24 protein-coding genes and 1 pseudogene are annotated in these 25,641 nt (G+C 58.6%); 13 read left to right on the top strand and 12 right to left on the bottom strand.

All coding sequences use genetic code 11. The annotated features are described in order from the left end of the window. Nucleotides 1–60: 60 nt before the first annotated feature. The 4 genes from alkB to PSH57_RS16840 form a co-directional block, all read right to left on the bottom strand. Entirely contained in the window at nt 61–741 is a 681-nt protein-coding gene (alkB, locus tag PSH57_RS16855; protein WP_305384286.1) for a DNA oxidative demethylase AlkB, read from the bottom strand. Then, nucleotides 728–1,456, bottom strand: coding sequence for a 2OG-Fe(II) oxygenase (locus tag PSH57_RS16850; RefSeq protein ID WP_305384284.1), 729 nt, complete (start codon nt 1,454–1,456; stop codon nt 728–730). The genes alkB and PSH57_RS16850 overlap by 14 nt, the downstream gene beginning before the upstream one ends. A 133-nt stretch (nt 1,457–1,589) precedes the next feature. After that, nucleotides 1,590–1,760: a hypothetical protein gene (locus tag PSH57_RS16845; protein WP_305384282.1), complete on the bottom strand. Its 171-nt coding sequence runs from the start codon at nt 1,758–1,760 to the stop codon at nt 1,590–1,592. A 28-nt stretch (nt 1,761–1,788) separates the two neighbouring features. Continuing rightward, a complete protein-coding gene (locus PSH57_RS16840) occupies nt 1,789–2,091 on the bottom strand; it encodes a DUF1883 domain-containing protein (RefSeq protein ID WP_003182962.1) in 303 nt (100 codons plus the stop codon). A 202-nt stretch (nt 2,092–2,293) separates the two neighbouring features. Here PSH57_RS16840 and PSH57_RS16835 point away from each other — a divergent pair, with 202 nt between their 5' ends. Both PSH57_RS16835 and PSH57_RS16830 read left to right on the top strand, forming a co-directional pair. Next, nucleotides 2,294–2,644, top strand: a complete 351-nt coding sequence (locus PSH57_RS16835) for a hypothetical protein (protein ID WP_139050581.1) — start codon at nt 2,294–2,296, stop codon at nt 2,642–2,644. A gap of 109 nt (nt 2,645–2,753) precedes the next feature. After that, a complete protein-coding gene (locus PSH57_RS16830; RefSeq protein ID WP_256229085.1) occupies nt 2,754–2,984 on the top strand; it encodes a hypothetical protein in 231 nt (76 codons plus the stop codon). A 16-nt stretch (nt 2,985–3,000) separates the two neighbouring features. Here PSH57_RS16830 and PSH57_RS16825 read toward each other — a convergent pair whose 3' ends face one another. After that, nucleotides 3,001–3,282 carry a hypothetical protein gene (locus tag PSH57_RS16825; protein ID WP_305384279.1) on the bottom strand — a complete coding sequence of 94 codons (282 nt, stop codon included), beginning with the start codon at nt 3,280–3,282 and terminating at the stop codon, nt 3,001–3,003. A 116-nt stretch (nt 3,283–3,398) separates the two neighbouring features. Next, entirely contained in the window at nt 3,399–3,614 is a 216-nt protein-coding gene (locus PSH57_RS16820) for a hypothetical protein (RefSeq protein WP_214918669.1), read from the bottom strand. 232 nt (nt 3,615–3,846) lie between these two features. Between PSH57_RS16820 and galU the strand changes: the two genes are divergently transcribed. The 4 genes from galU to ahpF all read left to right on the top strand — a co-directional run bounded on the left by galU (nt 3,847) and on the right by ahpF (nt 8,790). After that, nucleotides 3,847–4,686: a UTP--glucose-1-phosphate uridylyltransferase GalU gene (galU, locus tag PSH57_RS16815; RefSeq protein WP_047227638.1), complete on the top strand. Its 840-nt coding sequence runs from the start codon at nt 3,847–3,849 to the stop codon at nt 4,684–4,686. A 317-nt stretch (nt 4,687–5,003) separates the two neighbouring features. Then, nucleotides 5,004–6,362 (top strand): glutathione-disulfide reductase, encoded by a 1,359-nt coding sequence (gene gorA / locus PSH57_RS16810; RefSeq protein ID WP_305384276.1) that lies wholly within the window; start codon nt 5,004–5,006, stop codon nt 6,360–6,362. Between the two features lie 177 nt (nt 6,363–6,539). Next, entirely contained in the window at nt 6,540–7,103 is a 564-nt protein-coding gene (ahpC, locus tag PSH57_RS16805; RefSeq protein ID WP_305384274.1) for an alkyl hydroperoxide reductase subunit C, read from the top strand. Nucleotides 7,104–7,227: 124 nt separating this feature from the next. Beyond that, complete coding sequence (gene ahpF, locus PSH57_RS16800; RefSeq protein WP_305384273.1) at nt 7,228–8,790, top strand: alkyl hydroperoxide reductase subunit F; 1,563 nt, start codon at nt 7,228–7,230, stop codon at nt 8,788–8,790. A gap of 277 nt (nt 8,791–9,067) precedes the next feature. Here the strand turns inward: ahpF and gloA are convergent, their stop codons facing one another. Further along, nucleotides 9,068–9,589 (bottom strand): lactoylglutathione lyase, encoded by a 522-nt coding sequence (gene gloA, locus PSH57_RS16795; RefSeq protein ID WP_305384271.1) that lies wholly within the window; start codon nt 9,587–9,589, stop codon nt 9,068–9,070. Nucleotides 9,590–9,780: 191 nt separating this feature from the next. Here gloA and PSH57_RS16790 point away from each other — a divergent pair, with 191 nt between their 5' ends. Continuing rightward, nucleotides 9,781–10,314, top strand: coding sequence for a DUF4946 domain-containing protein (locus PSH57_RS16790; RefSeq protein WP_305444689.1), 534 nt, complete (start codon nt 9,781–9,783; stop codon nt 10,312–10,314). A gap of 89 nt (nt 10,315–10,403) precedes the next feature. On the opposite strand, the gene PSH57_RS16785 is transcribed toward PSH57_RS16790, so the two are convergent. From PSH57_RS16785 to PSH57_RS16775, 3 genes and pseudogenes are all read right to left on the bottom strand, one after another. Further along, nucleotides 10,404–10,769: a histone-like nucleoid-structuring protein, MvaT/MvaU family gene (locus PSH57_RS16785; protein ID WP_305384267.1), complete on the bottom strand. Its 366-nt coding sequence runs from the start codon at nt 10,767–10,769 to the stop codon at nt 10,404–10,406. A gap of 160 nt (nt 10,770–10,929) precedes the next feature. Continuing rightward, nucleotides 10,930–11,159: pseudogene (locus PSH57_RS16780) on the bottom strand (hypothetical protein); the annotation flags it as partial. A 114-nt stretch (nt 11,160–11,273) separates the two neighbouring features. Next, a complete protein-coding gene (locus PSH57_RS16775; protein WP_305384266.1) occupies nt 11,274–12,140 on the bottom strand; it encodes a LysR family transcriptional regulator in 867 nt (288 codons plus the stop codon). Nucleotides 12,141–12,389: 249 nt separating this feature from the next. Between PSH57_RS16775 and PSH57_RS16770 the strand changes: the two genes are divergently transcribed. Next, the gene (locus PSH57_RS16770; RefSeq protein ID WP_305384265.1) at nt 12,390–13,334 is read left to right on the top strand and encodes a DMT family transporter; all 945 of its coding nucleotides are present in this window, start codon (nt 12,390–12,392) and stop codon (nt 13,332–13,334) included. 249 nt (nt 13,335–13,583) lie between these two features. Continuing rightward, entirely contained in the window at nt 13,584–14,660 is a 1,077-nt protein-coding gene (gene hppD / locus PSH57_RS16765) for a 4-hydroxyphenylpyruvate dioxygenase (RefSeq protein WP_305384263.1), read from the top strand. 175 nt (nt 14,661–14,835) lie between these two features. On the opposite strand, the gene rarD is transcribed toward hppD, so the two are convergent. Both rarD and PSH57_RS16755 read right to left on the bottom strand, forming a co-directional pair. Then, complete coding sequence (rarD, locus tag PSH57_RS16760) at nt 14,836–15,720, bottom strand: EamA family transporter RarD (protein ID WP_305384262.1); 885 nt, start codon at nt 15,718–15,720, stop codon at nt 14,836–14,838. Between the two features lie 204 nt (nt 15,721–15,924). Further along, nucleotides 15,925–16,938: an aldo/keto reductase gene (locus PSH57_RS16755; protein ID WP_305384260.1), complete on the bottom strand. Its 1,014-nt coding sequence runs from the start codon at nt 16,936–16,938 to the stop codon at nt 15,925–15,927. A 320-nt stretch (nt 16,939–17,258) separates the two neighbouring features. Here PSH57_RS16755 and PSH57_RS16750 point away from each other — a divergent pair, with 320 nt between their 5' ends. The 4 genes from PSH57_RS16750 to PSH57_RS16735 all read left to right on the top strand — a co-directional run bounded on the left by PSH57_RS16750 (nt 17,259) and on the right by PSH57_RS16735 (nt 25,628). Beyond that, nucleotides 17,259–18,395, top strand: coding sequence for a glycerate kinase (locus PSH57_RS16750; RefSeq protein WP_305384259.1), 1,137 nt, complete (start codon nt 17,259–17,261; stop codon nt 18,393–18,395). Between the two features lie 144 nt (nt 18,396–18,539). Beyond that, nucleotides 18,540–19,727, top strand: a complete 1,188-nt coding sequence (locus tag PSH57_RS16745) for a pyridoxal phosphate-dependent aminotransferase (RefSeq protein ID WP_305384258.1) — start codon at nt 18,540–18,542, stop codon at nt 19,725–19,727. A gap of 142 nt (nt 19,728–19,869) precedes the next feature. Then, on the top strand, nt 19,870–22,902 hold the full coding sequence (locus PSH57_RS16740) for a hypothetical protein (protein WP_305384256.1): 3,033 nt from the start codon (nt 19,870–19,872) through the stop codon (nt 22,900–22,902). Nucleotides 22,903–23,171: 269 nt separating this feature from the next. Then, nucleotides 23,172–25,628 carry an autotransporter outer membrane beta-barrel domain-containing protein gene (locus PSH57_RS16735; RefSeq protein WP_305384254.1) on the top strand — a complete coding sequence of 819 codons (2,457 nt, stop codon included), beginning with the start codon at nt 23,172–23,174 and terminating at the stop codon, nt 25,626–25,628. The last annotated feature ends 13 nt before the right edge of the window (nt 25,629–25,641 follow it).

Below are 25,641 nucleotides of genomic sequence, written 5' to 3'. Positions count from 1 at the left end.
CTAAGGTAGCGAGCCTGCAAGATGGCAACACTCCGGGTCTTGCGGTTGAATTCTGCACCTTCATCCGGCGGTGCGAAATGTCAGGTTGATCCGCTGGACGCCCAGCTTCGGATGCTGGCCTTCCTTGAGCGGCAGCACACCGTGAAAACGCATTCGGTCCACGCCGCCCCAGACCACGATATCGCCATGAAACAACGGAACACGAAGGCTCTTGTCACTGCGCTCGAATCCGCCGAACTGAAACACCGCCGGCAAGCCCAGGGACATCGAGACGATGGGGGCGCTGAGGCAACGTTCGTTCTTGTCCTGATGCAGCGACATCCGCGCGCCGGGCAGGTAACGGTTGATCAGGCAGGCGTCGGGCTCGAAGTGTTCGAAGTGTGCCTGCCGGGCGGCGGCCTGGGCCAGTTCGCGGAACACCTTTGGCATGTCGGGCCAGGGCAGGCCGGTCTGTGGGTCGTGGGCCGTGTAGCGATAGCCGCTGCGGTCGGTGGTCCAGCCCAGGGCGCCGCAACTGCTTAAGGCCACCGACATGGTAAAACCGCCAGGCGTGACCATCTGCCGGAACGGCGCGGCCAGCAACACCGCTTCCAGGGCCGGCAGCAAACGTTCGAGCCAGGGCAGAGCGAAACCGCGTAACACAAACGCCTGCTCGCCGATCTGTTCGGTCAGGCCGGGTGTCGTCGGCGTCTGGTCGGCGAACAGGTCCAGCGTGATAGGGGGGTTATCACTGCGCATCATGAAAAATGATTCCAAGTGTATGCCGGCTGCCGCTGTGTACGCGGCTGACGCCATGGCGCAAATTCACTCGATAATAACCGCGAACGCCTTTGACCGGCCGTTGATGCACGGCAAACACCAGCGCATCGCCCTGTTTCAGATCGATAACCTGCGCACGTGACTGCATGCGCGGGCGCTGCTCAGTGAGAACGAACTCGCCGCCGCTAAAGTCCTGGCCCGGTTCCGACAGCAGAATCGCCACCTGCAACGGGAATACATGCTCGCCGTACAGATCCTGATGCAGGCAGTTGTAGTCCTGCGGACCGTATTGCAGCAACAACGGCGTAGGACGCCGTTGCCCGGCGGCGTGACAGCGTTGAATGAAAGCCGGGTGCTCGTTGGGATATCGCACCTCAATTCCCAGGCATTCATTCCAGCGATTGGCCAGGGGCACCAGCGCCGGGTACAACGACTGACGCAGTTGCTGGACCGCATCGGGCAGCGGATAACGAAAGTACTGATATTCGCCGCGCCCGAATCCATGGCGGGCCATGATTACCCTCGAACGGAAAAAGCCGGGTTCAGCGTATAGGCCACTGAGCATCCTGCATTGCCTGGCCGTAAGCAGGTTACGGATGATTGCGCTGCCGTCCTGCTCGAGGTTTTGTTCCAGGGACGGCCAGTCGATGTTGTTTATTCGTTGGGCGAGTGAGGGGCAGTGCGCAGTGGGAGACATGATCACAAGTCCTGACAGAGAGGATTGATCAGTCTGGCAAGTGCTTCGGAGGCTGGCACCCTGGATCTTGCGGTGCCAGAACCCGAGCGGGAATAAATCCCCTCGCCACACAACACTTGGGGAGCGGAGCTTGTTACAGCGCTTTGCTGACTTTAACGTCGCTGATCACATCATCGGTCTGGCCATGCATCGCCTGCAGCGCTGCCATGGCTTCGTCCACTGTACCGGTTTGCAGTTGCGCGAATTCGAAGCGGCGTTCGCCGTTAAGCTTGTAGTTGATGACGTATTTGGTTGTCTGGGCCACGGTTTTGCCTGTCTTGGAGGGGCGATGCTCAGCTCAGTTTCGAGCTGGAACGCCGGATGATTTTGATCTTGTGGGTCAGGGTCGGCTTGCGCGTGACGCTGATGGCACGGCGGTTGACGGTGTCGATGGTGATGTTCCAGAAACCGGTACTTGGTGCGGTGATCCTGGCCGGGAACGTGTCGAACGCGCCGCCGTGATAAGTGTGCCGGCCGCCGTTCTTGAAGCTGCGGAAGTTGGCGTCGTTCATCAAACGGATGTTGCACATTTGGGAGCATTCGATGACGACGATATCGTCTTCGTTGAGGTGCTCGCGCTGGTGTATGAATTTCATGGGCGCCTCCAGAAGGGCTTTTTCTACCAAATCAAAACGATAGCAAGGGGCAATGGTGCGCAGTTTATCAGCACCGAGTGCTAATATCCGGCCCGCGCCTCACGCTTTATTCATTTATCGCAGGATGCGCAAAAAAAAAGACGCAGGACGCCGGAGAAAAGCAGCGTTTGCACTGTCGGAGGATCTTTATCGGAGGAATCATATGAAGCGCAGCGTGTGGGTGTTGGCATTGGCCATGAGTGGATGTGCATCGGTATCGGACATCAACCAGACGCCGCCCACCATGAATGTCATCTCCGGAAAGAAACCTCAGGAATATGCCAAGTGCGTTGCTGACAAGCTGGCCAGTACCCGTGGTCCGTTGCAAATGGAACCTCACAAGAATGGCGTTCGCTTGATCGTCCCCGGCAAATTGTCGACGTTGCCGGCGGCAGTGTTCGATATTGACGAGCGCTCCAGCGGCAGCAGCATCAAGCTGCACGAAAGCCTGTCCAATGTGCCTGTGCGCCCGGGTGATGTGCAGGATGCGGCCAACGCCTGCATTTCCGGTTGAGCCAGGGCTCGACCTGACGAGCAGGCCGGGCATCGGATAAACTGCCGCCCTCGACAAAAAATGCCGCCACGGCCGACGTTGGCGGCATTGTCATTTATGGAGTCAGTCGATGAAGCGCGAGCAGGTGCGTGTGCGCCATGCAGAAGGTCTTATCTGCGCCACCCATGTGATTCAGAACCCGGCGAACCCGGGGGAATGGATCGTCTTTTTCAAGAAAAGCGCAGGGCGCAGCTTTTTTCTGGTGGATGACCAGGATGAAGTTGAATCCTTCAGCCGTCTCGACGACCTGATCGAGATCATCCGCGGCCTGGGGATCAAGTTCGCCGAGATCCACATCTGAGTGTCAGGACACTCGTTTATTTACACACCACCAGCACGCTGCGGCTGGTGAAGTTGCCGACATCGACACCCAAGGTCTTTTCGCTTTCCTTGGCGTGCGGCGTGCCATCGGTGCCGACAATGCGGTAGCCGGTGCCGGCACAGGAGGCGTCAGCCTTTTCATAACAGGTGGCCCAGGAGTTCGCTTCGCCCGAGCAATCGATGGTCAGGCCTTGCTCGCCGCTGTTCAGGTAGGTTTTTTCGGCCGTGGCACAGCCCGCCAGGGCCAGGACTGCAAACAGCGCCAGAAGTTTTTTCATGGAATCGTCATCGAGAAGGAAGGGGCTGGCGCGAGGTTATAGCTAATGGCCATTTCGGTACAGATAAACAAAGCCTCATTCCATGTTCAAACAACATTTACTTGAGGCTTGTCCAGTTACTTTTTGCGACGGGGGCTGCGCGCTGGAGCCGTTTCACGCTCTTTTGCTGCCGGGGCAGAGCGCTCGTCCTGGAACACTGCGGCCACTTCCACCGCCATCGCTTTGCTGGGCAAGGGGCCAGCAACCTGTTCTCCGTGGTAGTTGATAATCCACCACTGACCGTCTTTGTCCTGGCTGACCGAATAACCGTTTGCGTTTTTTGTTGCCGACATCTAGCTGCCTCATTGGCGGGATCAAGGGCGCCATGATACGCCAAATGCTCGCAAACAGCGCCCATGAGCGTACAGTGAGACCGCCTGGCTATCGCAATGAAAGATGATTGAACTATCCGCCATTTTTTATTTCTCTATGATGGCACCGGTTGGCCAGCCCGGCATTGTAAGGTGCCTGCGGCCTGATTAGACTGCGCCGAAACTCGTACACACCGCCTTTTCAAGGACTTATATGATCAAGAAATGCTTGTTCCCAGCAGCCGGTTACGGTACTCGCTTCCTGCCAGCGACTAAAGCCATGCCCAAAGAAATGCTGCCGGTGGTGAACAAGCCACTGATCCAGTACGGCGTCGAAGAGGCCCTTGCTGCGGGCCTGACGGAAATCTCCATCGTCACCGGCCGTGGCAAGCGCGCCCTGGAAGACCATTTCGACATCAGCTACGAGCTGGAAAACCAGATCAAGGGCACCGACAAAGAGAAGTACCTGGTCGGCATCCGCAAACTGCTGGACGAATGTTCGTTCTCCTACACCCGTCAGACCGAAATGAAAGGCCTGGGCCACGCGATCCTGACCGGTCGCCCGCTGATCGGTGACGAACCCTTCGCCGTGGTCCTGGCGGACGACCTGTGCGTCAACCTCGAAGGCGATGGCGTGTTGACCCAGATGGTCAAGCTGTACAAACAGTTCCGCTGCTCCATCGTGGCGATCCAGGAAGTCGATCCGCAGGAAACCAACAAGTACGGTGTGATCGCTGGCGAAATGATTCGCGACGACATCTACCGCGTCCACAGCATGGTTGAAAAACCAAAGCCTGAAGATGCGCCGTCGAACCTGGCGATCATCGGCCGCTACATCCTGACCCCGGACATCTTCGACCTGATCGAACAGACCGAGCCAGGCAAGGGTGGTGAAATCCAGATCACCGACGCCCTGATGAAGCAGGCCCAGAACGGCTGCGTCATGGCCTACAAATTCAAAGGCAAGCGTTTCGACTGCGGTGGCGCCGAAGGCTACATCGACGCGACCAACTTCTGCTTCGAGAATTTCTACAAGACGGGTAAGGCGTACTGATCACCTGCGCCGCACCTTGAAAAACGCCCCGACTGGTTCGGGGCGTTTTTTTGCGCGGGGAAAGGTCTCGCAAGTCATCAATCACACAAGCGAACCCCTGTGGGAGCGGGCTTGCTCGCGAAGAGGGCGGTACAGCCAACATTGATGTCGTTTGACACACTGCATTCGCGAGCAAGCCCGCTCCCACAGGTTTTCGGCTTGACCGCTCGACATGAGTCAATCCGCCTGGCTTATTCATTTCCCGCCCCCATAACATCGCAACGCTGCCTCGCGTGAAAACAGCAGGTATGCTGATGGTCTGCCGAAGGAGATAGAAAATGGCCTACGATTTTGACTTGTATGTGATTGGCGCCGGTTCCGGCGGTGTGCGTGCTGCGCGGTTCGCGGCCGGTTTCGGAGCCAAGGTGGCCGTGGCGGAGAGCCGCTACCTGGGTGGTACCTGCGTGAACGTGGGTTGTGTACCGAAGAAGCTGCTGGTCTACGGTGCGCATTATGCCGAGGACCTTGAGCAAGCGTCGGCCTATGGCTGGACGGCGGGAGAAGCGAGTTTCGACTGGGCCACGCTGATCGCCAACAAGGATCGGGAAATCAATCGCCTCAACGGGATTTACCGCAACCTGCTGGTCAACAGCGGCGTGGTGTTGCACGAGGGCCACGCCAGGCTGACCGGACCCCATGAGGTCGAGATCAACGGTCAGCGCTACACCGCCGAACACATCATGATCGCCACCGGTGGCTGGCCGGTGATACCGGACATTCCGGGCCGTGAGCACGCCATCAGCTCCAACGAGGCGTTTTTCCTCAAAGAACTGCCCAAGCGCGTCATCGTCGTGGGCGGTGGTTACATTGCCGTGGAGTTCGCCGGAATCTTCCACGGCATGGGCGCGCAGACGTCGTTGCTGTATCGCGGGGAGCTATTCCTGCGCGGTTTTGATGGCGCGGTACGCAAACATCTGGCCGAAGAATTGACCCGTCGTGGCCTGGATCTGCAATTCAACGCTGACATCAAACGCATCGAAAAACTGGACGATGGCAGCCTGAAGGTAGAGCTCAAGGATGGTCGCATACTGGCCACCGATTGCGTCTTCTACGCCACCGGCCGGCGGCCGATGCTCGACAATCTTGGCCTTGAACACACCGGTGTCACGCTGGACGAGAAGGGCTTCGTCAAGGTCAATGAAAAGTACGAGACCGCCGAACCGTCGATCCTGGCCATCGGCGATGTCATCGGTCGCGTACAACTCACGCCCGTTGCCCTGGCTGAAGGCATGGCCGTGGCGCGGCGCCTGTTCAAGCCCGAGCAATATCGCCTGGTGGATTACCGAATGATCCCCACGGCTGTGTTCAGCCTGCCGAATATCGGTACGGTCGGCCTGACCGAAGAACAAGCCAGGGAGGAGGGGCATGAGGTGCAGGTGTTCGAAAGCCGTTTCCGCCCGATGAAACTGACCCTCACCGACTGCCAGGAGCGCACGCTGATGAAGCTGGTGGTGGATGCCCGTACGGACAAAGTGCTGGGCTGCCACATGGTCGGGCCGGATGCGGGGGAAATCGTCCAGGGCCTGGCCATCGCACTCAAGGCTGGCGCCACCAAGCGTGATTTCGACGAGACCATTGGCGTGCATCCGACTGCCGCTGAGGAATTCGTCACGATGCGTACGCCCTTAGCGTCCTGATCCCTGGGACGAACCTATGGCGAGCGAGCCTGCTCGCCATATTAGGTTTTCTTCTATCTATTACGCGGCTGATAGCCAAAACCAATCATTCACATGAGGTTTGCCAATGAGCCTGCCGGGGGACGAGTGGTTAAGATTCACGTCATCAACTTTTCAACCCCTGACGGAGAGTCATCGATGCCTATCATCAACAGCCAAGTTAAACCGTTCAACGCTACCGCTTTCAAAAACGGCGAATTCGTCCAGATTTCGGACGCCGACCTGAAAGGCAAGTGGTCCGTGGTGTTCTTCTACCCGGCCGACTTCACCTTCGTTTGCCCAACCGAGCTGGAAGACCTGGCCGACAACTACGCTGAATTCAAGAAGCTGGGTGTCGAAATCTACAGCGTCTCCACCGACACTCACTTTGCTCACGCTGCCTGGCACAACACCTCGCCAGCCATTGGCAAAATCCAGTACACCATGATTGGCGACCCGACCCACGTCATCTCTCGCAACTTCGACGTGCTGATCGAAGAAGTTGGCCTGGCTGACCGCGGTACTTTCGTGATCAACCCTGAAGGTCAGATCAAGATCGTTGAAATCAACGACGGCGGTGTAGGCCGTGACGCTTCCGAGCTGCTGCGCAAGGTCAAGGCTGCTCAATACGTTGCTGCTCACCCGGGCGAAGTCTGCCCGGCCAAGTGGAAGGAAGGCGAGGCTACTCTGGCTCCGTCCCTGGACCTGGTTGGCAAGATCTAAGTCTGTGAGTCATCCGAGGGCGATCCGCTCTTAATCAAGTAAGCCGCTTCGCCCCAAAAAACGCCCGGGCGAGATTCGCTCGGGCGTTGTTTTTTCTGAAATTCAAAAAATGGAAATCGCCCGTATGTTGGACGCCAATCTTAAAGCTCAGTTGAAGTCATACCTGGAACGGGTCACCCAGCCGATCGAGATCGTCGCCTCCCTCGACGACGGTGCGAAATCCCAGGAAATGCTCGCATTACTCAAAGACGTTGCCAGTCTTTGTGACCAGATCACCTTGCTCGACAACGGCACCGACGCGCGCAAGCCTTCGTTTTCGTTGAATCGCCCGGGAGCCGATATCAGCCTGCGTTTTGCCGGTATCCCCATGGGCCACGAATTCACTTCGCTGGTGTTGGCCTTGCTGCAAGTCGGCGGTCATCCTTCCAAGGCCAGTGTTGAAGTGATCGAGCAGATTCGCTCACTTGAAGGCGAGTTCAACTTCGAGACCTATTTCTCGCTGTCCTGCCAGAACTGCCCGGACGTGGTCCAGGCGCTGAACCTGATGGCGGTGCTGAACCCGAACATCCGCCACGTCGCCATCGACGGCGCGCTGTTCCAGGCCGAGGTCGACGAACGTCAGATCATGGCCGTGCCGAGTGTTTATCTCAATGGCGTGAACTTCGGCCAGGGCCGCATGGGCCTGGAGGAAATTCTCGCCAAGATCGACACCAGTGGTATCGAGCGTCAGGCCGAGAAGATCAGCGCCAAGGATGCTTTTGATGTGCTGGTGGTGGGCGGTGGCCCAGCCGGCGCTTCGGCGGCGATCTACGCGGCCCGCAAGGGTATCCGCACTGGTGTCGCGGCTGAGCGTTTCGGCGGTCAGGTGCTCGACACCATGGCCATCGAGAACTTCATCTCGGTACAGGAAACCGAAGGCCCGAAACTGGCCGTGGCCCTGGAAGAGCACGTCAAGCAGTACGACGTGGACATCATGAACCTGCAACGCGCCGATGCATTGGTGCCTGGCAAGAATGGCGTGCTGCACGAAATCAAATTCGCCAGCGGTGCGAGCCTCAAGGCCAAGACCGTGATTCTGGCGACCGGTGCCCGCTGGCGCGAAATGAACGTGCCGGGCGAGCAGCAATACCGCAACAAGGGCGTGGCGTACTGCCCGCACTGCGACGGCCCGCTGTTCAAAGGCAAGCGCGTCGCGGTGATTGGCGGCGGTAACTCCGGCGTGGAAGCGGCCATTGACCTGGCTGGCATCGTGGCCCACGTCACTCTGTTGGAGTTCGACGTGCAATTGCGTGCCGATGCAGTATTGCAACGCAAACTGCACAGCCTGCCGAACGTGACCGTGATCACCAACGCCCAGACCACCGAAGTGACGGGCGATGGCCAGAAGGTCAACGGCTTGCGCTACAAAGACCGCCCGAGCGGTGAAGCGCGGGACGTGGCGCTGGAAGGGATCTTCGTGCAGATTGGCCTGTTGCCTAACACCGATTGGCTCAAAGGCACCGTCGAGCTGTCGCCACGGGGCGAGATCATTGTCGATGCCCGCGGTGAAACCTCGATCCCTGGCGTGTTCGCCGCCGGTGACGTGACGACTGTTCCGTACAAACAGATCGTGATCGCCGTGGGCGAAGGGGCCAAGGCTTCGCTGAGCGCCTTTGATCACCTGATCCGCACCTCCGCGCCGGCCTAAATCAATAGCCGACAGCGGGAAAAACAAAACCCCATGAGCCAGTGCTCATGGGGTTTTTTATATTGCGCATTGTTTGTGGGGCGGGTGGCTTGTTCAGTTCGACAGGTCGAGTCGCCCTCTTCGCGAGCAAGCCCGCTCCCACATTTGATCGCGGCGTTCACAGTTTTTGTGTGTGTCACCGATCCAGTGTGGGAGCGGGCTTGCTCGCGAAGGGGTCTTCAGGTGCAGCATCATTGTCGACAGGCCCAGCGCTATCGGGAGCAGGCGCGCTCTGGTTTTACAGCGGCGCGGGCTGGATGATCTCGACCCAGTAGCCATCCGGGTCCTTGATGAACGCCAGGCTTTTCATGCGACCGTCGCTCAGGCGTTTCTGGAAGTCGCAGCCCAGCGCTTCGAAGCGCTCGCAGGCGGCCACGACGTCCGGGACCGAGATGCAGATGTGGCCGAACCCGCGTGGGTCAGTGTTGCCGTTGTGGTAGGCGAACGCCGGGTCGCTTTCGGTGCCGTGGTTGTGGGTCAGTTCCAGGATGCCGGGGATGGATTTCATCCATTCGGTACGCTGTGCAGCGTCGGCCGGAATCTGGCTCTTGTCCACCAGGGCCAGGAAGTACAGACTGAATTCGGCTTCCGGGAAATCGCGTTTTTCCACCAGGGAAAAACCCAACACTCGGGTGTAGAAATCCAGAGACTGGGTGATGTCCTTGACCCGCAGCATGGTGTGGTTGAAGACAAATTTGGCCGTGGCGGTATCGGGTTGGGCGGTGACGCCTGGGACAGTGTTGAGTTCGTGCAGGCTCATGGGCCCTCCGGAAAATAAGTGAGGCAAACGGCATCGCAACCTTGCTGCGATGATCCTGGGCTTGCGCTAAACGGCTTCCTTGCAGGTGCGCCCATGATACGCAAGGGGCTCGGCATCGCCAAACGCCTCTGGCTATTGCTTGCCTGGGCGGCGGGCTTCAGACTTTACCCATCGTCCTTGAGTGCAATGCAATGATTCGACCGTTCCTTTCGCTGTTTGTCCTGCTGCTCGCGATGGCAGGTGTCGGTGTCCAGGCGGCCGAACCGCAAGTTACCTGGCCCCCAGGCTGGGTCATCGAACCGTTGCCCTCTGATGCGGGCACCTCGCTGGCAGTGCCAGGGACGACCCGGCAACGGGCGACAAAGAGTGATTCAGCGGGCACTGCGCTGATGGTCATGGAACTGACCACGACGCCCATCGAACCGGACCATCAAGTCAACTTGCAAGGCGTGTTACTGGAAATGCGCAAGTCAGTTCAGAAGGACTTTTACCAGGGCGGTTATCAAAGTGTGTGTAATAAAATTCATGCTTCGATGTTGGGCGACGTCGCCGCGCTGGAGACCACTTGCACGATCACGCAAAACGGGCGGCATGTGTTGTCTCAGACACTCGTAGCTGCACTAAAGGAGGGCAGGGCTAATGTGCTGTCCTATGCAGAGCAGGCGCAGGAATTTTTAGAAAGCCAAGATGAAATACAGTCAGTACGAAACAGTCTGAAACTATAAAGCCCTCGGCATTAGAACCACTGAGTCCATAAATTTTTCCCATAAAAAAACCCTGAGCAGAACTCAGGGTTTTTTCATTCGGTCAGCTTTCAGGTGCGCAACCAGGAGTCAACGGTTTTTGCACCGTACTGTTCTTTCCAGGCTTTCAGGCCTCGATGGTTGCCGCCTTTGGTTTCGATCAGTTCACCCGTGTGCGGGTTCTGGTACACCTTGACCACTCGCGCGCGGCGGGTTTTCACAGGTTTAGTCGATGACAGGCCACCCTTGGCCGGGTTCGGGTCGAGAATCGCGATGACGTCACGCAGGCTCTTGCCGTAGGTTTTCATCAGTCCCTGGAGCTTCTCTTCAAATTCGATTTCTTTCTTGAGCCCGGCGTCGTTCTTCAGCTTTTCCAGCTGCTTGAGCTGTTCTTGAAGGTCCTGTTCTGCTCTACGAAATTCAGCGAGTCTGGACAATATCGTTACTCCAATCAGAATATTTGGCTGATACCAACCGCAAACAAAGCTATAAGCCAAGTGCCTTGAAGCGACTCGGTGATAATGACGCTCCTGTTATCGGGTACCGCTGAAAAAATTGTAGTAGTGAATCGCAAAGGTGTAAATCGTAACTTTTTCGTTATGTAACAATAGCAAAGTTTTTCACTTGGACTGTGCCAATGAAGCGGTGCAGGGCGATGGTTTTCAAGGGAGGCACGGTCGTAATGAAGTCTGGCGCACTCAGGGGGCGACCAAATAGATAACCTTGTAGAAAGTTCACCCCATGGCGGCCTGATAGTCGCTTTGTTCAACGGTTTCGACCCCCTAGGCAACAATACCCAAGTCCAGCTTGCCTGACAGTTCGATGATGCCTGTCGCCATGCACGACCGGTTGCAGATACGGCACGAATTCCCCAGCCTCAAGTGCGCGTTGCTACCGATCAGCCGCAAGACAGGCCCGATAGTGCATCCGGTTGCGGATGATCAGACTGACTGCCTCGCCAGTTCTATAAACGCCAGGGTGGCGGGCGAGGCCTGTCGGCTGTCCAGTACCGCCAGGCCTATCTGACGCGGGACCTGCGGCGACAATGGCCGCGTGACGAAGCGCGGGTTGTCGCCGCCCGGCAGCGACCCTTCGGACACCAGGGTCACGGCCTCACCGCGGCTGACGACATCCAGGGTGCTGAGCAGTTGCGAACAACGATAGCGTACGTTCGGTGTGAGCCGGGCCGAGTTGAACAGGCGCGAAACCAGTTCAGAAGATCCGGCCTCGGTGAGTACGAAGGGGTCGTTGCACAGGTCCTTGAGGCTCAGGCTGGTTTGGGCGGCGAGGGGATGGGCGGTGGGTAGCACGGCGACCATCTGGTCTTGCATCAGCGCGAACGTGTCGAAACGGTCTTCGGGCAGCACCACGAAACCGACGTCGATCCGCCGCTCATCCAGCCACTGGATGACTTGCCGGTCCGGTCCTTCGTCGATGTGCACTTCGATTCCCGGATGCAGAGCGCGGTAGCGTTGCAGGATGGCGGGCAACAACTTCATTGACGAAGTCGGGCCGAACGAGCCGATGCGCAGGGTGCCTCGGCGCATGCCCCGTGCATCGGCAGCCTCCTGGCGTAGCGTGTTGGCCAGCCCGAGCATGGCCCGGGCGCGCAGCAGCAATTGCTGACCAATGTCGCTGGGCTCGATGAGGGCCTGATGACGCCTGAACAACTCCACGCCCAACTCCTGCTCCAGCGATTTGATGGCGTGGGACACCGCCGACTGGCTAATGCCCAACCGCGTCGCCGCGGCGGTAAAACCGCGCAGCTCGGCGACCTGGGAGAAGATTTCGAGTTGGGTGAGGGTCATGAGGGAATGCTCATTTTACGATGATCGAACATGAGTTCGATAATGAGGCATCTGACGCTATTCAGAAAGCAATACAACCTTGTGGCGCGGGGATTAGTTGTGGGAGCAAGGCTTGCCCGCGATGGCCGCACCGCAGTCTAACCGTTGAACCGCGTTCTCGTTCATCGCGGGCAAGCCTTGCTCCCACAGGGGGAAAATCTTGCGCGCCGCAAGGTTTGTACGTCGTTCACTTACATGCTTCGGTGCCCCATGAAAACCCTCGAACAATCTGTCCCAACCCCTTCCGACCTGCCGGTGTACCTGAAGCTGGCCATGGTCACCATGATCTGGGGCGGCACCTTCGTCGCTGGCAGGATCCTTTCCGATGTCCTGGCGCCGTTGCTCGCCGCCAGCCTGCGGTTTCTGCTGGCCAGTCTCGCGCTGTTGCTGTTTCTCGGTCTGGCCGGGATCCCGCTGGCCAGGCCCAGCCTGAAACAAGGGCTGCAATTGGCGGCGCTGGGATTCTTCGGGATCTTTTTCTACAACCTGTGTTTCTTCTATGGCCTGCAATACATCAATGCGTCGCGGGCCTCGTTGATCGTGGCCTTGAATCCGGCGGTGATCGGGCTGGCGTCCTGGTGGCTATTCAAGGAGCGGCTGAGCCGGTTGAAAGTCGCGGGTATCGTGCTGTGTATGGGCGGGGCCGGGTTGGTGATCGTCAGTCGCGATCCTTCCTTGCTGCAGAGTGCAGCACAGGGCTGGCTGGGCGATCTGCTGATTTTCGGCTGTGTGCTGGGCTGGGGCATCTATTCCTTGTTTTCCAAAAACTTGAATGAAAGCCTCGGGCCTTTGCAAACCGTGACCTGGTCGATTCTGCTGGGCACGTTGATGTTGTGGGTAGCCTGCGTGGCCGCAGGCGAAGTTCGCGTAGAAGCATTGCGCGGGCTGGACATCGGGCAATGGTTGAGCCTGCTCTACCTCGGCGTGCTGGGATCGGCGTTGGCCTATATTGCCTGGTACGACGGCATCCGTCGGATTGGCGCGACGCGTTCCGGCGTGTTCATCGCTCTTAACCCGCTGACTGCGGTGTTGTTCGGTGCGCTGCTGCTGGACGAGCGGCTCACCGTCTTGATGGGCGTAGGCGCGGGGCTGATCCTGACGGGGATTTTCCTGTGCAACAAACCCCTTGCGCGGTCGCCGGAAAAGACGATTTGATAAGGAAGGCGGACAAACAAGGTTACGCTGTGTAGAATCGAGTTACGCATATAAGAATAAACGTCTTCTGGCAGCAGAAGCCTCGCCCGCAAGAGCCTTGGGTCGACAATGAAGATATTCGGGTTTCAACTGATCTACGGCGATTTCCTCGCCCGCACCGTTCGCGGCATTTCCTGCGCGCCACCGCGTGCCCTCAGCATGGCCGGCAACTAACGCTCCGTTAATTGATAAGCATGATGAGGCGCCAACATGGCAGATCTATACGAAAACCCGATGGGCCTGATGGGCTTTGAATTCATCGAATTCGCATCCCCGACCCCGAACACCCTGGAGCCGATCTTCGAGATCATGGGCTTCACCAAAGTGGCCAGCCACCGCTCCAAGGACGTGCATCTGTATCGCCAGGGCGCGATCAACCTGATCCTCAACAACGAACCCCACAGCGTGGCCTCGTATTTCGCCGCCGAACACGGCCCGTCGGTGTGCGGCATGGCATTCCGCGTCAAGGATTCGCAACAGGCCTACAAGCGCGCCCTGGAACTCGGCGCCCAGCCGATCCACATCGAAACCGGCCCGATGGAACTGAACCTGCCGGCAATCAAAGGCATCGGCGGCGCGCCGTTGTACCTGATCGACCGTTTTGGCGAAGGCAGCTCCATCTACGACATCGACTTCGTGTTCCTCGAAGGTGTTGACCGCAACCCGGTGGGCGCTGGCCTGAAAATCATCGACCACCTGACCCACAACGTTTATCGCGGGCGCATGGCCTATTGGGCCGGCTTCTACGAGAAGCTGTTCAACTTCCGCGAGATCCGTTACTTCGACATCAAGGGCGAATACACCGGTCTGACCTCCAAGGCCATGACCGCCCCGGACGGCATGATCCGCATCCCGCTGAACGAGGAATCGTCCAAGGGTGCCGGGCAGATCGAAGAGTTTCTGATGCAGTTCAACGGTGAGGGCATCCAGCACGTGGCCTTCCTGACCGATGATCTGATCAAGACCTGGGACCAGCTCAAAGGCATCGGCATGCGCTTCATGACCGCGCCGCCGGACACCTACTACGAAATGCTCGAAGGCCGCCTGCCAAATCACGGCGAGCCGGTGGATGAACTGCAAGCACGGGGCATTTTGCTGGACGGCTCCTCCGAACAGGGCGACAAGCGTCTGCTGTTGCAGATTTTCTCGGAAACCCTGATGGGACCGGTGTTCTTCGAATTCATTCAGCGCAAGGGCGACGATGGCTTCGGCGAAGGCAACTTCAAGGCGCTGTTCGAGTCCATCGAGCGTGACCAGGTGCGGCGTGGTGTGCTGGCTACTGAGTAAGAGCTGAGACCAAAAAGCCCGCCCGGCAGTGATGTCGGGCGGGCTTTTTATTGCCAGTACAGGCCCCCTGTGGGAGCGGGCTTGCTCGCGAAGGCGTCGTGTCAGGCGCCATTGATATCGACTGATACACTGCTTTCGCGAGCAAGCCCGCTCCCACAAGGGGGCCGTGTAATTTTCAGTTCCGGCGTCGCTGGCGCATCAGGTGCTTGAACCCTTCGAACACCAGCACGGCCACGGCCATCCAGATCGGAATGTAGGTCAGCCATTCACTGGCCTGGATGCTTTCTCCCAGCAGCAGCGCAACGCCCAGCAGTAACACCGGTTCGACATAGCTCAACAGTCCGAACAGGCTGAACGGCAGCAACCGGCTGGCAATGATGTAGGCCACCAGTGCCGAAGCGCTGATCACCCCGAGCAACGGGATCAGCAACGACAGCCAAGGGTACTGGTCGAAAACAGCGAATCCCTGCTCACCGCTTTGCACGAACCAGAGCGCCAGCGGCAGCATCAGGGTCATGTCCAGCCACAGCCCGCCCAGGTTGTCGGTCCCCAGGCGTTTGCGCAGGATGAAGTAGAGGGGATAACCCACCACCACCAGCAAGGTCGCCCAGGAAAAACCGCCCACTTGGTATAACTCGTTGACCACACCGAGGGAGGCGAAGAACACGGCGATTTTCTGCAGGTAGGACAGGCGCTCGCCATAGACGAGGCGCCCGGTCAGAACCATCGACAGCGGCAACAGAAAATACCCCAGCGACACGTCCAGGCTGTAGCCGTTGAGGGGCGCCCACATGAACAGCCACAACTGCGCCCCCAGCAACGCCGAAGACGCTATGGCGCCGATCAACAGACGCGGCGCGGCGATCAGCCGCCTGCCGAGCGCCGTCACCAGGTTCCACTCCTTTGCCACCAGCATGAACACCGTCATGCAGGGCATCGTCAGCAGCATGCGCCAACCGAAGATTTCCACGCCGGTCAGTGGCGAGAGCAGTGAGGTGTAGTAATACATGACGGCGAACAGCGCAGAGGCCGAGACCGACAGAACGATGCCTTTAGACACGGTGATTCTCTTGGGGGTGATCAGTCAACACCCGAACTTGTGACTGGAAAATTTATCTGTGGCGCATGGCCTGTGGGAGCAAGGCTTGCCCGCGATGAACGATAACGCGGTTCAGCTGTTAAACCGCAGCGCAGCCATCGCGGGCAAGCCATGCTCCCACAGGTAAATCCCCATGCCACAAGGGGGGCGTCGGAGTCGACGAAGTTATGACGTACGCGCCACACGCCCCGGCACGAAGTGGCCCACGTCATTGAACCCTGGTGTCGAGGCATGCCCCGGTGTCACCAGCGAATCAATGAAGGCTTCATCTTCGGCCGTGATCGTCACCGACTGCGCCTTGGTGTAACCATCCCATTGTTCCTCGGTGCGCGGCCCGACGATGGCCGAGGTGACGGCGCGGTTGTTCAGCACCCAGGCAATGGCGAACTCGACAATGCCCACGCCGCGTCCCTGGGTGTATTGCTGGATCTGTTGGGCAATGCGCAGGGACTCGACCCGCCATTCGGTTTCCAGGATGCGTTTGTCCTGGCGACCGGCGCGACTGTTGGCGTCCGGTGCCACGTCCGGTGCGTACTTGCCACTGAGCACCCCGCGGGCCAGCGGGCTGAAGGGCACCACACCAAGGCCATAGTTCTGCGCGGCGGTGATCTGCTCGGTTTCGGCCTGGCGATTGACGATGTTGTACAGCGGTTGGCTGATCACCGGCCGGTCGATGCCCAGGCGGTCGGCGATTCGAATCACCTCGGCGATGCGCCAGCCACGGTAGTTCGACAGGCCCCAGTAGCGGATCTTGCCCTGACGAATCAAATCACCGATGGCCGACACCGTGACCTCAAGCGGGGTGTTGTGGTCTTCGCGGTGCAGGTAATAGATGTCCAGATAATCGGTGCCCAGGCGCGTCAGGCTGGCCTCGATGCCATTGAAGATGTGCTTGCGACTCAGGCCGCTGCGGTTGGGCACGCCGTCCGGCGGACCGAAGCCGACCTTGGTGGCCAGCACCCATTCATGACGGTGACTGGCAATCGCCTCGCCGACGATTTCCTCGGAGCGACCGTTGGTGTAGACGTCCGCCGTGTCGATGAAATTGATGCCCTGGTCCCAGGCCTTGTCGATGATCCGCAGCGAATCCTCGGTGCTGGTCTGTTCGCCGAACATCATGGTGCCCAGAGTCAATGTCGAGACTTGCAACCCGGAATGGCCTAGCGTGCGGTAGCTCATGACAAGGTCCTTTTATCGGTGGGAAAGGTCCAATCAAACCCTAGAACAACCGGGCGTGGCAAACGAAAAGATCGCAGGCCGCGCTCGACCCCTTACACTCCCGACAACAACCCACGCACGCGATTGGGATTTGACAGGCAGACCGCTATCGCGAGCAGGCTCGCTCCCACACTGATCTGCCTGGGCCATAGGTTTCAGCTAACCCAGATCCCTGTGGGAGCGAGCCTGCTCGCGATGAGGCCATCAGCCTCGACAACCATGTCGATGGCAATCCGATTGCGTGAACTTGAACAACTGTGCACTGGAACCGGAGAATAAGTATGAAAATAGTCATCGCCCCCGACTCGTTCAAGGACAGCCTGAGCGCCCAGGGCGTGGCGGATGCCGTCGCTCAGGGCCTGGCCCAGGTCTGGCCGGATGCACAGTTGATCAAGTGCCCGATGGCCGACGGCGGGGAGGGCACGGTGGAGTCGGTGCTGGCGGCGTGCAATGGTGAGTGGCGCCGCAATCGGGTGAGCGGTCCGCTGGGCACCATCGTCGAGGCGCGTTGGGGCTGGTTGCCCGACAGCCGCACCGCGATCATTGAAATGGCCGAGGCCAGCGGCTTGCAATTGGTACCTCCAGGGCAACGCGATGCCTGCTCGAGCAGCACCTACGGCACCGGCGAACTGATTCGCGCCGCCCTGGATGAGGGTGCCGGGCGAGTGATCCTGGCCATCGGCGGCAGCGCCACCAACGACGGCGGTGCCGGTGCGATGCAGGCCCTGGGCGTGGCGCTGTTGGATGAACACAACCGGCCACTCCCACCCGGCGGCCTGGCCCTGGCGGAACTGGCGCGTATCGACTTGAGCAAGATGGACCCGCGCCTGGCCCAGGTGAGTTTCGAGATCGCCGCCGATGTCGATAACCCGCTGTGCGGCCCTCACGGGGCTTCCGCGATTTTCGGCCCGCAGAAGGGTGCATCCCCTCAGCAGGTACAGCAACTGGACCAGGCCCTGGGGCATTTCGCCGGACACTGCGCCCAGGTGTTGAACAAGGATGTACGCGACGAACCGGGCAGCGGCGCCGCCGGAGGACTGGGGTTCGCCGCCAAGGCGTTCCTGGGCGCGCAATTTCGCACGGGCGTGGACGTCGTCGCCCAGTTGACCGGGTTGGCCGAGGCGATCAACGGCGCCGACCTGGTGATCACCGGCGAAGGCCGTTTCGACGCCCAGACCTTGCGCGGCAAGACGCCCTTTGGCGTGGCCCGCATCGCCCGCCAGCATGGCGTACCGGTGATGGTCATCGCCGGCACGCTGGGGGAGGGTTATCAGGCACTGTATGAGCACGGCATCGAAGCAGCCTTTGCCTTGGTGAGCGGGCCGATGACCCTGCAAGAGGCCTGTGCCGATGCGCCACGTCTGCTGAGTGAACGAGCCCGGGACATCGCCCGGCTTTGGCGAGTGGCCGCCCGATAGACCTGTGGGAGCAAGGCTTGCCCGCGAAAGGGGCGACTCGATTCCTGGGAGACCGCTGCGCCTGTATCGCGAGCAAGCTTTGCTCCCACGGGGTTGAATTTGAGATAGGGTTGAGGCTGGACCTCGCGCAAACAGGAGTGGCACATGCGCTTTTCAGACTTGACCCGCCGCATCACCGGCGACGGCGCCGCCGCATGGCAGATCCACGACCGGGCGCTGGCCATGCGCGAGCAGGGCATGGATGTATTGCTGTTATCGGTGGGCGACCCGGATTTCGACACCCCACGCGCCATCATCGACGCCGCTGTGACCAGCCTGCGGGCCGGCGACACGCATTATTCGGACGTGCGTGGCTTGCACACCTTGCGCACCAGCATTGCCCGGCGCCATCGCCAGCGTTGTGGCCAGCCGGTAGGTGCCGAGCATGTCATCGTGTTGCCGGGGGCACAGTGTGGGGTCTATGCGGTCGCGCAATGTCTGCTCAACCCCGGTGATGAAGTGATCATCGCCGAACCGATGTATGTCACCTACGAAGCCGTGTTTGGTGCCTGTGGGGCGAAAGTACTGCCGGTGGCGGTGCGCCCGGAAAACGCTTTTCGGGTTGACCCGGCCGACGTCGCCCGGCTGATTACCCCCCGTACCCGGGCGATGCTGCTCAACAGCCCCAACAATCCTTCCGGCGCCAGCCTGCCGCTGTCCACCTGGCAAGGGTTGGCGCAGTTGTGCATCGAGCATGACGTGTGGCTGATCAGCGACGAGGTCTACAGCGACCTGCTGTACGAAGGCGAACACATCAGCCCGGCCAGCCTCCCGGGCATGGCTGAGCGCACCGCGACGATCAACAGCCTGTCCAAATCCCACGCCATGACCGGATGGCGCATCGGCTGGGTCGTTGGCCCTGAACCGCTCGCCGAGCATCTGGCGAACCTGTCGCTGTGCATGCTGTTCGGCCTGCCGGATTTCGTCCAGCGGGCGGCCCAGGTTGCGCTGGAGCAGGACTTGCCTGAGGTGGCGCAGATGCACGAGGAGTATCGCCAGCGTCGGGATCTGGTGTGCGCCATGCTTGGTGACTGTCCCGGCCTCAAGCCGGTGCGGCCTGATGGCGGCATGTTCGTGATGGTCGACGTGCGCCAGACCGGCCTCGGCGCCCAGGCCTTCGCCGAACGGCTGCTGGACGGCTATGGCGTGGCGGTGCTGGCCGGCGAGGCGTTCGGGGCGAGCGCGGCGGGGCATATACGGATTGGCCTGGTGCTTGGCCAGCCACACCTCAAGGAGGCCTGCCAACGGATCAGCCGTTGCGCGGCGCAAACACTGGAGCAATCGCCAACTTGATTGTCCTCTCTGGTAAAAGGCGGCCGAGGTGATCAGTCCGACGAACGGCGGTCAGACCTGTCAGATCTGACAGTAGGCGTCACCGGCAAATCCGCATCTAATTTCTCCAGGCCAGATGAATCCTGGCTTTGGAGAATTGTGAATGTCTTCATCAACCAAAAGTGGAAGAAATACCGGTGTCCTGGCAAGACCTTTGAGTATTGAAGGGGTCGGCGCCGATAACGTGCTTCCGCCCGAAGCGTCCACCGTGGGCGCGAAACTATTCATTCCAGCGTGGGAGGCGCCGTCCCAAACACCCGGTAAAAGTGACTTGCTGGAAGTCTGGGTGGTGCCGCCGGGTTCGCCGATTGAAATACGGTTCTACAGCAACTTGTTTCCCGTGGAGGTGGTCTTTCCGGATTTTGTTTTATTGCCGGCGCAATACCTGCAGGCAGAGGGAGATATTCGCCTGCGTTATCGGGTGACGGCTGGAGATGATGAGAACGAGGATACATCGTCCCCGCAAGTGTTCATTGTCAAGCGTCCTACCCCTGTGAATCTGGCCGAACCAGAGTTTCCCAGCGCTACGTTATGGGGCTATCTCAATTGCTCTTCGCAGCCGAAGTTATGGGAAAGCGTATTAGTTCATGTGCCCGCCCAACCCGGACGGTTCGCCAAGGATGATGAATGCATCCTGAATTGGGAGGGCTTTACCTCTCTCAATGGTCTAGGCCCGATCGGTGGTACAGCGCTGCGACTGACTAAGTTATTGACCCAGGAAGAGGCCACGTCCGCCCAGGGATTCGATTTCGTCTTGGGTAGCGATAAATATGAACAGTACATAAAGCCGATGGAACGCAATGCATCGGCTTTGGCCAGTTACACGCTGTATCGAAACAGCGGCCCATTAGGCAAATCCCCCCCTGGGCTGGTGAAGATCGATCGAATCATCCCGGGCGAGGCGCTCCCCTGCGGCCCAGGTAGCGTGGCGGGTTCAGGCATCGGGAGCGCCTCTGCGTTTCATGGCGTTGGCAATTCAATCAATCATTCATCGACGGAGTTTATGAACATGAACATGAACGTCAGGTCAGGTGGCATATTTGCCGAATCTCCCGTGGTTGTCGGTCAATTGGCGGATGGCCGGCTCACCTATCAACAGCTCAAGGTAGACCAGCGCATTAAAGTGGAACTTGCGGACATCGACGATAAAGTCAAAGGGGGGGCAAGGATAACACTTCATTTATTTCCACAAGGTGCAAACCCCGACCCCGACCCTTACGATTTCACCTATATAGTCGCAGTAAAAGAAAGAGCCGATGAGCCAACAGGTGTCTGGACGTTCCCGATAGAGTTTGATGTAGCGGTTGATCGTCTGGTCGATGTATTCGATAGCGCGGGTGATTACGCCGCGTACGAAATGGCGTTTGTTCTGGAGGACGATGACGGTAACAAAGACACATCGGACCCCTATACCGACGTTCTGGTTGATTTGACAGCACCCTACCAACGCCAGCCAGGCACTGGTAATGGTACCGGGGCGCGGCCTGAATCATTAACGCTGGGCGGTACGTTTCCCGACACCATTGACGACGCGTGGCTGAGTGACCCCGTCAATGCCAATGGGTTGGACCTCACCATTCCCCACGCCTATACAAAGTTCGAGGCGCTTAACGATGAGGTCAATTTCTATATCTCGACGGCAACGACGTTCAGCTTAATGCAGGCTGAAACTCCGGCATTTAGCGGCCCTCTGCCTGGCACTGGGATCATCAACATTCCGCGCACTTTTTTGGATGGGCTGGACGAAGGGACTTACTTTTATTCCTACAACCTCATTGATTTACCGGGCAATATCAGTAACAACGCGCCCATTACCTTGTTGTTCACGCGGGTCAAGGCTCCGGCACCGATTCTCAGTGTGCCAAGGATCCCGGTCACCGATGGTGGCGTGCCTATTTCTTTCTCGACGGTGGCGCCTCCAGGCACCCGAGCGATTATGGAAATCGACCATCCACTTAACGCCCTTGGCGGTGATCGAATCATTCCCTACATCTATTCAAGCGAAAGCGGGCCAACCGCGTTGCCAGAACAAAGCATACCGAATCCCCCTACGCCTGGGACATTGGAGTTCAACCTGGACTACGCAACGTTGGCCCCGTTCTTCGGGGACGAGAATAAAGCCGACGAAACCGAGATCGAGTACTGGTATGAATTGGAACGCTCTACCATTAGTCCCAATCCGATTTCGACGCCCATGCAATTCGCGATCATCGACTTTTCCTATGCCGGACCGGAAAACCCCAATCTGCCGAGTCCGGATAACCCCAACATGGATCCGGTAGTGGTTCAAGGCGTAGGCACCACTCCCCCCCCTCCCAACACCCTGGGGCCTGATCAGGCAGGTATGGGCGCGGCCATGAACTGGCCCGTTTGGGTTGATGCCAGTCGGCCCATCACTGGCCGTGAAATCGTCAAGTTCTACTATCAAGACAAGCAGGTTGGCGGCCCAGTGCCTGTCCGGGTAGGTGATACGACAATCACGACACAATTGCCTTGGGAAACAATTCTGGCTGAGGGTAACGGCACGAGTGCAGGTGGTGACGCCCGTGAGGCCTACATCACCATTGAATACCCTGGCAGCGCCAACGTGATGAAACAGACGCCAACGACCAAAGTCGATGTAACGGCTATCGTCATCAACTTGCCCGCCCCACAAGTTGTCGTCTCGGCGTACACAGCTGCAAGCGGTTCGTCCGTGCCGGAACGAATCGTTAGCATGATTAATTGCCCGAGTCTCAACCACCCGGTGGTGCCTGATGGCCCTATGCCTCCCTATATGCCGCGCAATCTGCGAATCCGCATCCGGCGCGACCCCAATATTCCATCGGGTGCCACGGTGGCATTGGTATTCGAAGGGCGCGAAACCAACGCAGTGGGTGCCCCGGTCATTCCCAATACTCGCATTACGGATTCGGCGCCCATGCCGCCGACCGGAGACTTGGAGTTCAGGCTGAATGACTACGCCAAAATCCGCGAGATCCAGTTGCCGAGCCCTGGAGCAGGGCAACGCCCCCCCGCTCGATACGCACGTATCGCCTACACGGTCAATGGTATCGAATCAGCGGCCACCATCGGCGTGTCCCTCTTGAACTCCAGCCTGGTGTATTGCGAACAGGAACGTCCCGAGGTCCCCTGATAGGGTTTCCAATAAAAATTGATAGTGTTTCAAATATAAACAGTTAAGGGCGACGGTGGTTGTCGTCTTTAACTGTTGAAACGAGGCTCCATAGATTCAGATATAGAACTCCCACATTGAAACGGGAAAAGTCGTACGCATATACGGATTTATCCTACATAGCGATGAATAGATAAGCACTAGTCTGGCGACCGTTTTTTATTCCGGCTCACGCTCATTGAGTCGGATATTCGTTCCTGACGGAATGTAATCGAGTAGGACTCATTAATATGTCGTCTAAGTCTGTATTTTCCTATCGCAAAACAGCTACCAGCATATCGGCCTTGTTGTTCATGCCGCTGCTGATCAATCCATCGCTGGCCGAGGCTGGCACTGTTCCTGCTGGGCAAAGTCAGGCTATCGACGTTAATACCCCGGTGGAAACCTGGGTCGTTGGAGCCGGCGCAACGTTAACAGGCTCGGGGGCCTCGACCTTTGGCATCTCCGGCGTTGCGGGTGCCACGGTTAACCTGAGCAATTCCATGGTCACCTCTGACGGCGTGAATGGCGTGCAGGGTATTGCGCTGACTAATGCCAGCGCTACGTTGAATAACTCCACGGTTACCAGCGCTACGGGAATTGGCATATTGGCCGCGCGCAATATTGCCAGTACCGGCGGCTCGCAGGTCACCTTGGGTAACAACAGTGTGGTCCGAGGTTTGGTGGGAGGGCTCGCCGGCAACCGTTTCAGCGACCTGAGCGTTCAGAACTCCACGGTGGAGGGCACCGGTGCCAACAGTTTCGGGATACGTCTGCATGAAGGAGTATTGTCCGCCAGCGGCAGCACGATCACGGGTGGCCTGAACGGGCTGATCGTGGGCACCGATTCCAATGCATCAACGGTCATCCGGTCGTCGATCGTGCTCGACAGTACCCGGGTAGAAGGTCAAAGCGGTTCGGCGATTGTCGTCGGCTACAGTCCGGTCAGTATCCCAGGCGTGGCCGACATTGAGGTCCGCAACGGTTCAACCCTGATCGGCGGGAACGGTACGTTGCTGGAAGTGCGTACCGGTGCCGCGGCTGATTTACTCGTCGATAACAGCGCATTGACGGGAAATATCGTAGTGGACGAGGGTGGTTCGGGTAATGTCATCCTGCAGAACGCGGCGTCGTTGACCGGTGATCTGCAGAATGTCACCAACGCGACCCTCAACAATCAGGCGCATATGACGGGCAACGTGCTGGGCGCCTCGAACGTGGTGATCAACAACGCCTCTACGCTCACCGGCAACTTGCAAGATGTCGCCAATGTCTCGATCAACAACCGCAGCGTAATGGTCGGTGATGTAACGGGCGCTGCCGACAGCGTTTCCAATCTGACGTTGGATAATGGCGCCAGCCTGACCGGCCAGGTGAACGGTGTATCCAATTTCGCCATCAACAATCAGGCGTTGTGGCAGATGACCGAGAGCCAGTCGGTGAGCAATCTTACGCTCAGCGCTGGCGGGACCGTTCGGTTGGGGAGTGATCAGCAATATTTCCAACTGGACGTGGCCAATCTGGCGGGTAATGGCAGGTTCGAAATAGGCACCGACTTCAATCAGGGCATCAGTGACCTTCTGAACATCACTGGCAGCGCTACCGGCAATCATCAAGTGTTGGTCGCCAGCACCGGTCTTGATCCGGTCAATGATGACTCGATCAAGGTGGTGCAGAGTGTCGCCTCAGGTGCCCAGTACGATCTGGTCAATGATCGCGTGGATGTCGGCGCTTATACCTACCGGTTGGTGAAGAATGGAGATGACTGGTATCTGCAACCCGATAAGGATGAGGTCAGCACGCCGACCCGTTCGGTCATGGCCATCTTCGGCACCGCGCCCACGGTGATTTATGGCGAGATGGCGCTGTTGAACACCCGTATGGGCGATCTGCGGGTCAATGGCGGACAGACGGGTGGCTGGATTCGTTCGTTCGGCAATCGATACAGCGTCACCACCAACGCTTACGGCAACGGCTACAGCCAGAATCAACACGGCATCTCCCTGGGGGTCGATACCCCGGTGCAGATCGCCGGCGAACGTGTGTTGCTGGGTGTATTCGCCGGTTACAGCAAGTCGAACCTCGATTTAAGCCGTGGCAGTTCGGGAGAAATCGACAGCACCTCCCTGGGTATGTACGGCACCTGGCTGGGTGATAGCGGTTACTACCTGGATACCGTCGCCAAGCTCAACCATTTCCGTAACGATGCCAAGGTCACGATGAGCGATGGCACCAGGACCAAGGGCGGCTACAACAACCTGGGGGCCAGTGCGTCAGTGGAGTTTGGTAAACACATCGATATCAAGGATGGCTACTACGTGGAGCCGTTTACCCAGTGGCAGGTGGCGACAGTGCAGGGCAAGGATTTCAGCCTCGATAATGGTTTGAAGGCTGACGCCGACACCACGCGGTCGATGCTTGGCAAAGTGGGTGTGACACTGGGGCGGGGTATGACCCTGGACGATGGCAGCGTACTGCAACCGCATATTCGCACCGCGGTGGTCCAGGAATTTGCCAAGCACAACGAAGTTCGAGTCAACAACAACAAGTTCAATAACGACTTGTCCGGTACCCGGTTCGAAGTGGCTGCAGGGGCCTCATGGACACTGAATGATCGCTGGCAGGTTCATGCCGAACTCGACACCAGCAAAGGTGACAATGTGACCAAGGACATCGGATTCAATCTGGGTGCCCACTACACATTCTGAGTAACGTAAAAAG

Origin of the sequence: Pseudomonas hefeiensis (assembly GCF_030687835.1) — a bacterium.
Classification (GTDB): Bacteria; Pseudomonadota; Gammaproteobacteria; order Pseudomonadales; family Pseudomonadaceae; genus Aquipseudomonas; species Aquipseudomonas hefeiensis.
The sequence above is the reverse complement of the archived record's forward strand: the minus strand, read 5'-3'. Positions and strand labels throughout refer to the sequence as shown.

Coding starts and splice junctions, on each gene's coding strand:
- alkB (WP_305384286.1), bottom strand. CDS start 741: ATGATGCGCAGTGATAACCCCCCTATCACGCTGGACCTGTTCGCCGAC.
- PSH57_RS16850 (WP_305384284.1), bottom strand. CDS start 1,456: ATGTCTCCCACTGCGCACTGCCCCTCACTCGCCCAACGAATAAACAAC.
- PSH57_RS16840 (WP_003182962.1), bottom strand. CDS start 2,091: ATGAAATTCATACACCAGCGCGAGCACCTCAACGAAGACGATATCGTC.
- PSH57_RS16835 (WP_139050581.1), top strand. CDS start 2,294: ATGAAGCGCAGCGTGTGGGTGTTGGCATTGGCCATGAGTGGATGTGCA.
- PSH57_RS16830 (WP_256229085.1), top strand. CDS start 2,754: ATGAAGCGCGAGCAGGTGCGTGTGCGCCATGCAGAAGGTCTTATCTGC.
- PSH57_RS16825 (WP_305384279.1), bottom strand. CDS start 3,282: ATGAAAAAACTTCTGGCGCTGTTTGCAGTCCTGGCCCTGGCGGGCTGT.
- PSH57_RS16820 (WP_214918669.1), bottom strand. CDS start 3,614: ATGTCGGCAACAAAAAACGCAAACGGTTATTCGGTCAGCCAGGACAAA.
- galU (WP_047227638.1), top strand. CDS start 3,847: ATGATCAAGAAATGCTTGTTCCCAGCAGCCGGTTACGGTACTCGCTTC.
- gorA (WP_305384276.1), top strand. CDS start 5,004: ATGGCCTACGATTTTGACTTGTATGTGATTGGCGCCGGTTCCGGCGGT.
- ahpC (WP_305384274.1), top strand. CDS start 6,540: ATGCCTATCATCAACAGCCAAGTTAAACCGTTCAACGCTACCGCTTTC.
- ahpF (WP_305384273.1), top strand. CDS start 7,228: ATGTTGGACGCCAATCTTAAAGCTCAGTTGAAGTCATACCTGGAACGG.
- gloA (WP_305384271.1), bottom strand. CDS start 9,589: ATGAGCCTGCACGAACTCAACACTGTCCCAGGCGTCACCGCCCAACCC.
- PSH57_RS16790 (WP_305444689.1), top strand. CDS start 9,781: ATGATTCGACCGTTCCTTTCGCTGTTTGTCCTGCTGCTCGCGATGGCA.
- PSH57_RS16775 (WP_305384266.1), bottom strand. CDS start 12,140: ATGACCCTCACCCAACTCGAAATCTTCTCCCAGGTCGCCGAGCTGCGC.
- PSH57_RS16770 (WP_305384265.1), top strand. CDS start 12,390: ATGAAAACCCTCGAACAATCTGTCCCAACCCCTTCCGACCTGCCGGTG.
- hppD (WP_305384263.1), top strand. CDS start 13,584: ATGGCAGATCTATACGAAAACCCGATGGGCCTGATGGGCTTTGAATTC.
- PSH57_RS16755 (WP_305384260.1), bottom strand. CDS start 16,938: ATGAGCTACCGCACGCTAGGCCATTCCGGGTTGCAAGTCTCGACATTG.
- PSH57_RS16750 (WP_305384259.1), top strand. CDS start 17,259: ATGAAAATAGTCATCGCCCCCGACTCGTTCAAGGACAGCCTGAGCGCC.
- PSH57_RS16745 (WP_305384258.1), top strand. CDS start 18,540: ATGCGCTTTTCAGACTTGACCCGCCGCATCACCGGCGACGGCGCCGCC.
- PSH57_RS16740 (WP_305384256.1), top strand. CDS start 19,870: ATGTCTTCATCAACCAAAAGTGGAAGAAATACCGGTGTCCTGGCAAGA.
- PSH57_RS16735 (WP_305384254.1), top strand. CDS start 23,172: ATGTCGTCTAAGTCTGTATTTTCCTATCGCAAAACAGCTACCAGCATA.